The sequence below is a fragment of the Stenotrophomonas sp. As-7 genome, assembly GCF_030291015.1.
In the GTDB taxonomy this organism is placed as follows: domain Bacteria; phylum Pseudomonadota; class Gammaproteobacteria; order Xanthomonadales; family Xanthomonadaceae; genus Stenotrophomonas; species Stenotrophomonas lactitubi.
Genome location: NZ_CP127405.1, coordinates 1,309,566 through 1,321,709 on the forward strand (window position 1 = coordinate 1,309,566; position 12,144 = coordinate 1,321,709).

13 protein-coding genes and 1 tRNA gene are annotated in these 12,144 nt (G+C 66.3%); 11 read left to right on the forward strand and 3 right to left on the reverse strand.

Features of this window, described 5'->3' with window-relative positions; all coding sequences use genetic code 11:
* Positions 1-4 precede the first annotated feature (4 nt).
* On the reverse strand, positions 5-973 hold the full coding sequence (locus QP457_RS06110) for a FecR domain-containing protein (RefSeq protein WP_180163970.1): 969 nt from the start codon (positions 971-973) through the stop codon (positions 5-7).
* Positions 970-1,494, reverse strand: a complete 525-nt coding sequence (locus QP457_RS06115) for a sigma-70 family RNA polymerase sigma factor (RefSeq protein ID WP_099821119.1) — start codon at positions 1,492-1,494, stop codon at positions 970-972. Before QP457_RS06115 ends, QP457_RS06110 begins: the two co-directional genes overlap by 4 nt.
* Before the next feature lie 243 nt (positions 1,495-1,737).
* Here QP457_RS06115 and QP457_RS06120 point away from each other — a divergent pair, with 243 nt between their 5' ends.
* The 3 genes from QP457_RS06120 to QP457_RS06130 all read left to right on the forward strand — a co-directional run bounded on the left by QP457_RS06120 (position 1,738) and on the right by QP457_RS06130 (position 5,885).
* Entirely contained in the window at positions 1,738-4,623 is a 2,886-nt protein-coding gene (locus QP457_RS06120) for an autotransporter outer membrane beta-barrel domain-containing protein (RefSeq protein WP_205404948.1), read from the forward strand.
* A 97-nt stretch (positions 4,624-4,720) separates the two neighbouring features.
* Positions 4,721-5,725 carry a 2-hydroxyacid dehydrogenase gene (locus QP457_RS06125; RefSeq protein ID WP_205404947.1) on the forward strand — a complete coding sequence of 335 codons (1,005 nt, stop codon included), beginning with the start codon at positions 4,721-4,723 and terminating at the stop codon, positions 5,723-5,725.
* A gap of 84 nt (positions 5,726-5,809) precedes the next feature.
* Positions 5,810-5,885, forward strand: a tRNA-Thr gene (locus tag QP457_RS06130).
* A 598-nt stretch (positions 5,886-6,483) separates the two neighbouring features.
* Here QP457_RS06130 and QP457_RS06135 read toward each other — a convergent pair.
* Positions 6,484-7,020 carry a helix-turn-helix domain-containing protein gene (locus tag QP457_RS06135; RefSeq protein ID WP_205404946.1) on the reverse strand — a complete coding sequence of 179 codons (537 nt, stop codon included), beginning with the start codon at positions 7,018-7,020 and terminating at the stop codon, positions 6,484-6,486.
* 161 nt (positions 7,021-7,181) lie between these two features.
* Between QP457_RS06135 and QP457_RS06140 the strand changes: the two genes are divergently transcribed.
* The 8 genes from QP457_RS06140 to QP457_RS06175 all read left to right on the forward strand — a co-directional run bounded on the left by QP457_RS06140 (position 7,182) and on the right by QP457_RS06175 (position 12,144).
* Entirely contained in the window at positions 7,182-7,532 is a 351-nt protein-coding gene (locus QP457_RS06140) for a helix-turn-helix transcriptional regulator (protein ID WP_180867428.1), read from the forward strand.
* 65 nt (positions 7,533-7,597) lie between these two features.
* Positions 7,598-8,053 carry a hypothetical protein gene (locus QP457_RS06145; protein ID WP_065427947.1) on the forward strand — a complete coding sequence of 152 codons (456 nt, stop codon included), beginning with the start codon at positions 7,598-7,600 and terminating at the stop codon, positions 8,051-8,053.
* Positions 8,053-9,828 (forward strand): transposase domain-containing protein, encoded by a 1,776-nt coding sequence (locus QP457_RS06150; protein WP_205404945.1) that lies wholly within the window; start codon positions 8,053-8,055, stop codon positions 9,826-9,828. Before QP457_RS06145 ends, QP457_RS06150 begins: the two co-directional genes overlap by 1 nt.
* Positions 9,825-10,517 carry a lytic transglycosylase domain-containing protein gene (locus QP457_RS06155; protein WP_205404944.1) on the forward strand — a complete coding sequence of 231 codons (693 nt, stop codon included), beginning with the start codon at positions 9,825-9,827 and terminating at the stop codon, positions 10,515-10,517. The genes QP457_RS06150 and QP457_RS06155 overlap by 4 nt, the downstream gene beginning before the upstream one ends.
* The gene (locus QP457_RS06160; RefSeq protein ID WP_205404943.1) at positions 10,508-11,158 is read left to right on the forward strand and encodes a hypothetical protein; all 651 of its coding nucleotides are present in this window, start codon (positions 10,508-10,510) and stop codon (positions 11,156-11,158) included. The genes QP457_RS06155 and QP457_RS06160 overlap by 10 nt, the downstream gene beginning before the upstream one ends.
* On the forward strand, positions 11,158-11,361 hold the full coding sequence (locus QP457_RS06165) for a hypothetical protein (RefSeq protein ID WP_049451771.1): 204 nt from the start codon (positions 11,158-11,160) through the stop codon (positions 11,359-11,361). The genes QP457_RS06160 and QP457_RS06165 overlap by 1 nt, the downstream gene beginning before the upstream one ends.
* Positions 11,362-11,562: 201 nt before the next feature.
* Positions 11,563-11,838, forward strand: coding sequence for a hypothetical protein (locus QP457_RS06170; protein ID WP_205404941.1), 276 nt, complete (start codon positions 11,563-11,565; stop codon positions 11,836-11,838).
* Positions 11,839-12,144: an ArsR family transcriptional regulator gene (locus QP457_RS06175; RefSeq protein WP_205404940.1), complete on the forward strand. Its 306-nt coding sequence runs from the start codon at positions 11,839-11,841 to the stop codon at positions 12,142-12,144.

The following is a 12,144-nucleotide window of genomic DNA, read 5'->3' on the forward strand; positions in this document are numbered from 1 at the left end:
CGCCTCAGTAGGTGCGGCGCAGTTCCAGCGCGCCATCCGAGCGCGGCTGGCCAGCAATTGACCACCCCAGTTCCAGGGCGGAAAGCAGTTCGTGCGCGTCGCCTGCACGGAAGGTGCCGCTGACCGCGAGGTCGGCGATATCCGGGTCGGCGACCACCAGTGGCGTGCTGCCATAGCGGTTCATGCGTTCGACCACGGTGGCCAGGGGCGTGCCGTCGAACACCAGCTTGCCCTGCGGCCAGGCCTCGGCGGCGGCGGTCGAGGACAGCTGCGGGCCCGGTTGGATCTTCCCGGAGGCCAGGACCTGCAGCTGCTGGCCCGGCGAGAGCGTGTGCTGCGCGTTGCCACTGGTGACTTCCACTACGCCTTCCAGCAGCGCGACTTCGACCCGGCCGTCAGCCAGGCGTTCAACCTGGAAGGTGGTGCCGATATCGCGGATCGAACTGCCACCGGCCTGCACCCGCAGCGAGCGCGATGACGGTTCGACCTGCAGCTGGATGCGGCCCTGTTCCAGTGCCAGTTCGCGTTTGCGCCAGCCGAAGCGTGCGGTGAGCGTAGTGCCGGCGTCGAGCATGGCGATGCTGCCATCGGCCAGCGTGCGCTGCTGCGGCAGCAGGCTGGCGTTGGCATAGGTCAGGGGTGTGGGATTGCCATCGGTGTACAGCATCCAGCCCAGGCCAACGGCCAGGCATACGCCGGCAGCGGCGGCCACACTTGGCAGCCAACGACGCTGCGGCCTGCGTGCCGCGCGCGCAGCGGCGGTGCGCAGCCACGGGTCGCCGGCCAGGCCGGCACTGCGCTGGTGCAGCTTCTCGGCCTGCACCCATGCGCTTACGTGCGCGGGATCCTCGGCCAGCCAGTCCTCGAAGGATTGACGCTCTTCGGGGCTGCAGTCGGGGGCTTCCAGCCGGGCTACCCAGGCGCTTGCGTGTTCAAAAAGCAACGTGTCATCCCTGTTGTCGTTGCGGATCATTCGGTGTCTCCATCATTGTGGAGAGGATCGGGGCCCAGCTCCTTGCGCAGGCCCTGCAATGCACGGGCAATGTGTTTTTCCACGGTCTTGGCGGTGATGCCGCAATGCCGGGCGATCTGTGTATAGCTCATCCCGGTGATGCGGTTGAGCAGGTACACCTCGCGGGCACGTTCGGGAAGCTTGAACAGTGCCTGGCGCAGCAGGGCGAGCATCTGCCCGGATTCTGCCTGACGCAGCGGATCAGGAGAAGCACTGGCAGCTTCTTCGTTGCCGTCGCGTTCGGTCAGCGACAGGTGGTTGCGCGATTGCGGCGAGCGCCCGCGGTCTGCCAGGCGGTTGCGGGCGATGCGGTACAGCAGCAGCCGCAGTTCCTCGGTGTCGTGTGCGCGGTAGCGGATCAGGCGCTCCATGCAGTCCTGGGCGATGTCCTCGGCATCCTCGGGACCGACACCGCGGGCGCGCAGGAAAGCGCACAGCGGCGCGCGTTCCTCACGTACGAATGCAATGAAGACGTCCGGAATCCCAGGCAGTTCCGGCGCAGCACGGAGCAAAGGGGAGGGCACGGACAGGGGAGGACCTCGGTCGACAATGACGGACGCGTCATCGAGTTTTACGCGACGGTGACCGGATGGGGAAGCCCGCATTTCTTCTGTATTTCCATTGTGAATGCATTCATCTTTTTTCTCGTCGCCGACTGGGGGCGTCTGCCCCGCTGCTGCGTTCTGCTTTCGACCCGCGTGGTGCGGGCGGAGAGAGAGAACGCAATGAAGCATTCGAAGTTGAGCATCGCCCTGGCGGGCCTGGTGGGTATCGCGACCCTGGGCCAGATGGATGACGTCATGGCAATGAATTATCACGTGCAGGGCGATCGCGTCGTGCTCAGTGGCGGTGTCACCGTCGCCGACGTGGTCGCACTGCCGGCGTTGCTGGCCAAGGCACAGGCCGAAGGCCGTCCGATCCGCGAAGTCGTGCTGCGCACCTCCAATGGTGGCGCGCTGATCGCGGGTGAGTGGCTGCAGGGGGTGATCCGTACCAACGGCCTGAACACCATCGTGTCCGGCCACTGCATCTCGTCCTGCTCGATCATGCAGTCCGGTGGCGTCGAGCGTTACCTGGCCGGCGACCTGCCGCTGGTCGACTCGGTGCAGATCCACGCCGCCAGCAACAGTGGCAAGGTGATCTATACGCCGTCGCCGCGGATGACCGAGATCTACACCGGCAACTACGGCGGCGGCATGGATGCCGGCCTGCTGCACAAGGCCATGTACGAGGTGGTGCAGCCCAACGGTCTGCTGGTGTTCCGCGATCCGGCCCGGACCACCGGCGCGTCGATCAGCTTCGATCCCGATGGCAGTGGCCGCAAGCTGGAAACCTTCCCGGGCCAGGACATCTACAGCAACAACATCATCACCGCCGCCGGTTACCGCGACCCGGGCGACACCCTGACGGTCACCGGCAATGTCAGCGGCGACATCAATCCGGGCTATCTGCGCACCGCACGCCAGCTGCAGGCGTTCGTCGACGACGACTTCGCGCGCTGGAACGATACCGACTTCGCCACCACGTACATCAACCAGGCCGTTTCCATCTACAACGCGGCTGCACGTGGTCCCAACGGCATCGGTCGCTTCTCGGTGCAGGACTTCCTCAGCGATCCGGGCATCCAGGCCGACCTGCTGGCGAGCCTGCGCCTGTCGCAGCTGGATGCTTCCACGCTGGGCAATTCGGCCGGCGTGATCCGCGTGGCCAAGGGCGGCACCTGGCGCACTGCCGAAACCACCGGCGCCGATTTCATGCTGGTGGAGAACGGCACCATCGCCCTGGAAGGCGGTGCCCTGCGCACCCCGGAGCTGCGCGTGCTGGCGGCCGGCATGGTGGTCGGCCACGGCGACATCGCCTCGGTTGCCACCGACTCGAACGCACTGCTCGATGGCACCGGCCCCTCGTTCCGCGAGGATGGCTTCAACCGCCTGCGCGTGTACGGCACCCTGATGCCGCGTGGTGGTGACCTGGTCACCCACGGTTACGTCAACATCATGCCGGGCGGCAAGGTGCTGTTCGACGTCACCGAGGCGGGCGGCGCCAACAGTGGCCGCCTGCGCGTGGGCGACTTCTACGACAGCGGCGCCAACGAGGGCGCGCTGGTCATCTCGCCGGGCGCGCACCTCGAACTGAACGTGGCGCAGGGCTTCTACGCCGGAAACTACCAGCGCGAGCTGGTGAGCGGCCCGATCTTCCAGGGCTTCACTGATGCGGTGCGCCTGGGTGACACCGGCTATACGGCCAGCATCACCGGCGGCGAAGTATTCCGGCCGCGCCACAACTCGTTGCTGAGCTTCAACATCAACCAGACCGCCGAGGGCCTGTCGCTGACCGCCAACCCCGGCTTCGACCAGCTCGCGCAGCTCACCGGCAACAACGGCAACGATGGACTCGGTCGCGCGCTGGCTACTGCGGGTCAGCGCCAGGATGCCGGCCTGAAGCCGCTGCTGGGGGCACTGCAGTTCGCGGATCGCGATGTGATCGCACAGCAGGCCGGTGCACTGCGCGGTGATGGCCACGCCAGCCTGCGCCTGGCCGACAACGCGCTGGTCGGCAGCATCGGCAGCGTGGTGCAGCAGCACCAGGCCGCACGACGCAGCGGCAGCGGTGACGCCGGCGGCCTGGCTGCACAGGCAGCGCAGGCGGCTTCGGCGCAGCCCGGCATGGCCAATGGCAGCCTGTTCAACCAGTTGGCGATGCATTTGGTGGAGCCGGCGGGCGCGGGCGGCGGCAGCACCAGCTTCGGCGGCGAAGCACCGCGCAGCCACGGCCTCTGGGGCCGCGGCTTCGGCAGCCACGGCCGCATCGACGGTGAGGGCGGCGTGGCCGGCCTGAGCCATACCGTCGGCGGCATCGTGCTCGGTGCCGATACGCAGCTGGCCGATGACCGGGTGACCCTGGGCGTCAGCGTTGCCGCGGCGGACATGTCGACCAAGGGCCGCGATGGTTCCGGCTTCACCGGCGACGTGCGCGCGCTGGATGTGGGCGGCTACCTGGATGCCACCTACTCGCGTGGCTACCTCTCGGCCTCGGTGCGCTACACCGACCTGCGCCACGACACCCGCCGCAGCATCGAGGGCATCGACGGCCTGCAGGGCCCGCTGCGTGCCAAGTACAACAACGATGCGATCTCGGCCCGCCTGGAACACGGCTTCTCGTTCACCACCGCCAAGGGCGTGGTGATCCAGCCGCTGCTGCCGGTGGTCGACTACGCGCGCACCTCGGCCACCCGTTTCAACGAAGGGCAGGGAGCTGGCGCGCTGGTCGGGCGTGGTGACAGCCTGGAAAGCATCCGCGTCGGCGCGGGCCTGCAGGTGTTCAAGACCTTCGAAGGCAACAACGGCGAGCGCATCACTCCGCGCGCGCGCGTGGTCTGGCAGAAGGAACTGGGCGACACCCAGGCCCGCTACAGCACCGGCTTCGCCGCTGCGCCGGACCTGGTGTTCGGTGCCAGCAGCCAGGCCGTGGGCGAGCAGGTGCTGGCCTGGAACCTGGGCGTGACCAGCCGTGCCAGCGATCGCCTGTCGGTGATGGTCGACTACGTGGGCGAGCGTCGCGACGGCCAGCTGCAGAACGGCGTGATGCTGGGCCTGGGCTATACGTTCTAAGGCCGTACCGGCACCGGCGGCCGTCGCGCCGCCGGTGCCATCCCCATCGGGGTGCGGGTGCGCTATGGTCGTGGCGGATTTCCGCGCAGGCCTTGCCATGCAGATCGCTGTCTTCAGTGCCCGTCCCTACGATCGCCACTTTCTCGAGGAAGCCAACCTGCGCGAAGGGGCAGGGCAGCCGTTCCAGTTCGTGTACTTCGACGCCGCGCTGGATGTGCACACCGCCGCACTGGCCCAGGACTGCGCTGCCGTCTGCGTGTTCGTCAATGACCGGCTTGATGCGCCGGTGCTGCAGGCCCTGCATGCGCTGGGCGTACGCGCGGTGCTGCTGCGCTGCGCCGGCTTCAACAATGTGGACCTGGCCGCTGCGAACGCGCTCGGCCTGTTCGTCGCCCGCGTGCCGGCCTACTCGCCGGAGGCCGTGGCCGAACACGCACTGGCGCTGGTGATGACCCTCAACCGGCAGACCCATCGCGCCTACAACCGTGTGCGCGAGGGCAACTTCATGCTTGATGGCCTGCTCGGCCGCACCCTGCATGGCAAAACCGTGGGCATCGTCGGTACCGGCAAGATCGGGCTGGCCACCGCGCGCATCTTCCGCGGCATGGGCTGCACCGTGCTGGGGCACGATCCGTATCCCTCGCCGGCCTTCGCCGAGATCGGCGCGATGGTGGAGCTGGACGAGCTGCTGTCGCGCTCGGACATCGTCTCGCTGCATTGCCCGCTAACGCCGGATACCCAACACCTGATCGACGACGCCTCGCTGGCGCGGATGAAGCCCGGCGCGATGCTGGTCAACACCTCGCGTGGCGGCCTGGTCGATACCCATGCGGTGATCCGCGCGCTGAAGTCGCGCCGGCTGGGCCACCTGGCCATCGACGTCTACGAGCAGGAAAGCGCGCTGTTCTTCCAGGACCTGTCCGGCGAGATCATCGACGATGAGGCCTTCCAGCGCCTGATGACCTTCCCCAACGTACTGGTGACCGGCCACCAGGGCTTCTTCACCGTGGAGGCGCTGCAGGAGATCTCGGCGATCACGCTGGGCAATCTGGCCGATTTCGCGGCCGGGCGGGAGTGTGGGAACCGGGTAACGGCGGGCTGAGGGGCCGGGCGGGTGGGCGTTTGGCGGCAATCGTCACGACCGGATTGACCGCAGGGGTGGGGCGACCGTAAAATCGCCTGCTCAGCCGGAATAGCTCAGTTGGTAGAGCGGCGCATTCGTAATGCGTAGGTCGTAGGTTCGATTCCTATTTCCGGCACCAGATACAGCAGAAAGCCTCGGCCTTGGTCGGGGCTTTTTGTTTGGGGGCGTTGGAATTGATTGATTGGTAAAAGATTCGCTGCAAGTGTGGGGGGACTTGAGGATTGATTACAGGGGAAAGAACGGGAAAAAACGGGACGAAATGGGATGAAAGCCCCGCCATTGCGACGTTTGCCCGTTCTGAGTGACCTCTATCGATAGATATCGGTAGGTTTGCGAAATGGCCCCGAACTTATCGCCAGAGACACATGAAATGCAAAACGGCCGCCAGAGATGGCGGCCGTTTCATTGGCGTTTGAAGGGGGCTTTAACGGGCCGGTGGCGAGTCGGGCGGATCGCAGGGGGTCTGGAGGCATTCCTCCAGGGACCGCAGCTGTGCCAGCACTTGGTCGAGCTGATCCCCACCCAGGTATTTGAGCGAAGGGACGTCAAATCGCACCAGGGCGCGCTCCACCACGCCCTGCCAGCCGTACCGCGTCGCAATGTCGCGGATCTCGAACCGGGTGCGCGCGCGTCTGAGGTGAGCGGCTGTCGCCGGCTCCAGAGTCCTTTCGTTCCGAGGATGTCGGGGGATCGCGTCCCCCAAGATTGCCCTCAACTTACCTACCAGTTGACGCTGTTGCTCCATTCGGTGCCCCTGTGGTGATCATCCCGACTGTCTGCCGGGCAAATGGCCGCACTTCGGCCTCCGGCAGTCCTTTTTCCAGCAGCTGCGCCAGGAGAACAAGCGCCTCGCCGAACTGGGCCGGGGCCAGCGTGGCATTTGCGTCATCAAGCGCCTCCTGAAGCAGTTGCGCGGCGATCTTCACAGACGCGTGGCGCACCACCTGAGACTGGGGCAAGTCATTGTTTTGACGCTGGATAGGGCCGGAATCCAGGCGTTCCGGGCCCTCTCCGGTGAGAAGCCAGTTGCCGTTCCAACCCTCTTTGACGAGGACAGCCAGGCATTCAGCGCCAATCTCGCGCAGGCCTCGCTCAAACCGCCCGTAGGTGTTCTTTGCAACCCCCATCAGTGCGGCCATGTCCCCCTGGGTGCGCGAACCCCGAACGGTGGCCAATCGCGCACCGATCGACACCCAAACGGGTTTCGCGCTTTCTTCCTCGGAAGTGCGAACCGAATTTTCGCGGGCGCTCATCGTTTCGCACTTCCTGTAAGTAGTTGTTTCATCAAGGCAAATTCTCATTGACACCCATTTGTGGTGCGAATAGCGAAGTGCGAAACACAAACGGTTGTTGACAAGCACCCAAATGGGTTTAGCATCTGCCCCGTAGACATCACTCAACGGACAGGTACGAAGTGTCAGCAACGAATGCCCCGAGAAAAGCCAGTCCTGCTACGGACTGGCATCCCGCCGACATCGTAGCGGCGCTGCATCGCAGAAGAATCTCCCTGCGCCAGCTCGCACTACTGAATGGCTACACCAACGCTACCAGCCTCAATACCGCCCTTCGCCGGCCATACCCGCAGGCAGAGGCCCTGATCGCTGAAGCGCTCGGCAAGCCGCCCCAGGCCATCTGGCCCACCCGGTATGACGCCGACGGCAAACCGAACCGTGGCCAGGGAGGGCGCAAGCCGCTGCTACCCCCTGGTGCAAAGCCTAGCAGCCTCCGCGTAGGCCGCAATCCACAAATGGGTGCCTCCCAATGAAGGGTGCATCTATCTATCGCTTCCCCCAGGCGCACTCGCGCCGCCCACCTGCAGGAGACGCAAGGATGAATCGTCACCCCCGCCAGGCCTTCCGCCCGCAAGACTTCTTTTTGACCCCTCAGCCGGTGGCCCAGGTTCCCGGAACCATGGACTTCCGCGAGGCCGTCAGCGTGATGGTCGGGCAGATGCTCGAAACCGCCCATGCCGCTGGGCTGGACCGGTACGAAGTGGCTGCCCGCGCCAGCCGGCTGACCGGCCAGCATGTCTCAAAGGCGATGCTTGACGGCTATACCGCCCCGAGCCGGCAGACCTTCAACATCCCCCTGTGGCTCGCCCCGGTACTGGAAGTCGTGTGCAACAGCGCCGACCTGGCTGGCTGGCAGGCGGACACCATCGGTGGCCAGCTGCTGCTGGGCGCTGACACGCTCGATGCCGAAATCGGGCGACTGGAACGGCAGCGCGCCAGCTCGATGAAGCGGCTTCGCGCCCTCCGCAACCTGAGCGAAAGGAGCGGCGGGTAATGGCAGACGGTTCCGTGCCGAATCGGGGCAGCATCGATCTGGCTTCGCTGGCCAGCGCCCTTGGCAAGTCCAAGCGCGCGATCGAAATCCGCGCCAACCGCGAAAAGTGGCCATTTGAGTCCCGCACCGTCCGTGGGGGTCAACAGCGCATCTTTGCGGTCTCCAGCCTCCCGGTGGAAATGCAGGCGGCGGTAGCTTTGGCGACGCAGGCCACTGCGCCGGTAGCAGCCCCGACCACATTCCGGCAGTCCAGCGCGGACCGCATCGCCTCCGCCTGGAAGCGGTACGAAGCAGTGCCCCAGCACCTCAAAGACGAAGCGCACCGCCGCCTGCGCGCACTGCAGGCGGTAGATCAGCTGGTCGCCGATGGCCGGTCGGTCATGGATGCGCGCGCCCTGGTCGCTGCGCAACTGCAGCGCGAGAACGTTGGCGGCGCCAGCGTGGCCAGCCTCGGCCGCTGGGCGGCGCTGGTGGCCAAGGTCGAGAAGCATCACCGCCTGGCCATGCTGGTGCCGGCCTACACCGGCCGCACTGCGCGGGTCGAAATCCCGGCCGAAGCATGGGATCTGTTCAAGGCGGACTATCTCCGCGTTGAAGCACCCACCGCCAGCAGCTGCTATGACCGCCTGCAGCGCATCGCCGCCATCAAGTCGGAATGGCCGGCGCTGCCGTGCTTGAAGACGTTCCAGCGCCGAATCGATGCGGAACTGCCGCGCGCAGTGCTGGTGCTGGCCCGCCAGGGCCAGGAGAAGTTCGATCAGACCTTCCCGACCCAGGAGCGCGACCGTTCTGTGTTTCATGCCCTGGAGGCGGTCAACAGCGACGGCCACAAGTTCGACGTGTTCGCCAAGTGGCCCGATGGCACGGTGGCGCGGCCGATCATGGTCGGCGTGCAGGACCTCTACAGCGGCAAGCTGCTGGGCTACCGCATCGCTGAGACCGAGTCGGCCGACCTGGCGCGCTTCGCGTTCCGTGACGTCATGGAACGCTACGGCATCCCGTCGAAGGTCTGGCTGGACAACGGTCGCGGCTTTGCCTCGAAGATGCTCACGGGCGGCACCAAGAACCGCTTCCGCTTCAAGGTCCGCGAGGATGATCCGACCGGTGTCCTGACCGCAATGGGCTGCGAGATTCACTGGGCCACGCCGTACCACGGCCAGGCCAAGCCGATCGAGCGCGCATGGCGTGACCTTTGCGACCGCATCGCCAAGCACCCCGCATTCGCGGGCGCCTACACCGGCAACAAGCCTGACGCCAAGCCGGAGAACTACGGCAGTAAGGCGATCGCCCTGGACGAATTTGTCAGGGTGGTCAACGAGGAAATCGCCGCGCACAACGCCCGCGAAGGTCGGCGTACCCGTACCGCTGCTGGCCGCAGCTTCGACGCCGCATTCCAGGAGAGCTATTCCAAGGCGCCTATCCGCAAGGCCACGCCCGAACAGCTGCGCGAGCTGCTGCTGTCGACCGACGTCGTAATCGGCGACCGCCGCGACGGCTCGCTGCTCGACCGCATTGGCTACATCTGGCTGTGGTTTGCCATCAGCCTGGTCCTGCTGGCGGTGGTCGCCCTTATCAATCCCGTGTTGGTGGCCTCCTATATCTGGGCCGCGTCCAAGCTGACCCTGGCTGCGGCCATCGGTTTCGGCGTGGACCTGACCGTCTTCCGTGGCGCTGATCCCCGGCACCTTCAGGACGGCCTGGAGAAGTCGATGGCGCAGACGCGCAGGGTGACCCTGATTGCCGCAGCCATGATCGCGGCAGGATTGATCGGATGAGCCGGCGCGGCTACCCCGACCGGGCGCTGCGCCTGCTGACGGCGGTGGTCCTGACGGTGCTTGCAGCGCTGGCAATCGGCAGCTGCCGCAGCGCCCAGGCTGCGGAGCCGAAGCGGACGACAGTCCGTGTCGCACCTGCATCGGCCTTGTATCGCCATCGTGTCGAACAGGCCGCAGCGCGAGCCTGGGGCGTACACGGCAGCCCGGCGCGTCTGGCCGCGCAGCTGCACCAGGAGTCGGGTTTCCGTGCCGACGCGCGTTCACCGGTCGGCGCCCAGGGCATCGCGCAGTTCATGCCCAAGACCGCAACCTGGATCGCGACGGTGTTCCCCAAGGATCTGACGGCGTTCGATCCCTGGAACGCACAGCAGGCCATTCTTGCAGCGGCGCTGTATGACCGCTGGCTGCTCGACCGCGTTGCGGTGTACGGCGGCGGGACGATGTCTGAGTGCAGCCGCTGGGCCTTCACGTTCCGCGCCTACAACGGTGGTGAGAAGGCCCTCAATCGCGAGCGCAGCCTGGCATATGCGGCTGGCGCCGATTCCAACGACTGGCACCAGGTCGCCAAGTTCCGCGCGCGCGCCGACTGGGCACACCGCGAGAACATCGGCTATCCGCGACGCATCCTGCTGGTGCTGGAACCGGCCTACATCGCGGCCGGGTGGCCGGGGAGTTCCCCATGTCAGTGAGCCGGATTGAGTCCACGGCTGGAAAGCTCCTGGCCATCGCGCTGCTGCTGGCCACCGCGATCGCCGCTGGCCTGTGGGCAGGCAATCGCTGGGCCGAGGGAGGCCGCGCGATCAAGGACCGCGCCGAACAACAGGCGTACATCGGCGACCTGGAGCAACAGCTCACCCGTCTGCACGCGCAGGCCGCTGACACGGCAGTTGCCTATGCCGAGGCGATCGACCGGATGAACACCATTGCCAACTCGTTGGAGCACAACCGTGAAGAGAACCGCAGGTTCACCGAAGACCAGCGGGTGGCGCTGGCAACGTTGCTTGATCGTCGCCCTGAGCTGCGCGCTGCTCGCGTGGGTCCTGACGTCCTGCAGCACTGGAACCGAAGCAATCAGGGCAAGCCCGCCGCCGCCGCCCCCGCCCGCGATGCCGGCCAGCCTGAAACAGGAATGCCCGGCGCTGCCGATGGCACCCAACGACCTGCTGGCGACCCTGCTGGGCAATCACGACCTGGTGACGTCCCTGTATCACGACTGCAGCGCACGGGGGCGGGCGTTGATCCTGGCCACCGACGACTGGGAGGCCACGGCGTGGCAGTGGTACTGCCGGGCTCTGGAGCAGTCCCAGGTTCGGCCAGCGGGGTGCGCTGATGGCCGGCGCAACCGAGAAGGACCTGGCGACCCTGCGCAACGAGTACCTCGACCTGGCGCTGCGGTGCCGAACTGAGGCCAAGAAGCTGCGCGGCGATCGCGCCGCCGCCCTGGAGGGCCAGGCGCGCGCCTATGCGGGCTGCGCGGCTGATCTCTTCGACCTGATCAACGGAAGGAAACACCCGAGTGCAAGACGACGCTGATATGGCCGGTGAGGTCGACGCAAGAGCCTGGGAAGAGCACGAACGTAACCGGGTCGCGCGTGAGGCGTACCTGGCCGGGCCGCCCGCAATCCTGACACCGATGGATTGCGTGGACTGCGGCACCAGCATCCCAGCAGCCCGACAGCGCGCCGTGCCTCGGACCCGCCGCTGCGTGACGTGCGCTGGCGCGCTGGAGACCCGATGAGCGACCCCCTGATGGCCGGGCCGATGGTGGTGGGACTTCTGGTGCTGGTAACGGGCCTGGTGTCGATCAACCTGCTGGTGGGGATCGTTCTGTGGTGGCGCCACTCAGGCCTGGCCGACCGCGTCACAAAACTGGAGGTGCACTACCAGCATCACCTTTCGCGCAAAGAAGTCCAGCAGGTGTTCGAGCGCCTGGCGAGTCTGGAGGGCCAGCTCGACAACACCAACGAAATGCTGAAGACCGTCCAAAAACATCTGTTGGAGACCGATTGAATGACCCACAAGACCTTTGCCGAACGCATGCGCGAAGACCGCCGCTTGGTGCTGCTGCGCCTGCTGGCCGAACAGAATGGCTACCGCGCCAACAGCTCCACACTGCACGCGGGGCTGCACCACATGGCTGTGGCGGGCAGCCGGGACGATGTCCTGACCGACCTGACCTGGCTCGGTGAGCAGGGCCTGCTGCGGGTCAGCGAGGCGGTCCCCGGCGTCCTGGTGGCCGAACTGACCCAGCGTGGCCAGGACGTTGCCACCGGCATGACGTTCGTGCCTGGCGTCCGCCGTCCGAGCGCGCGGTAA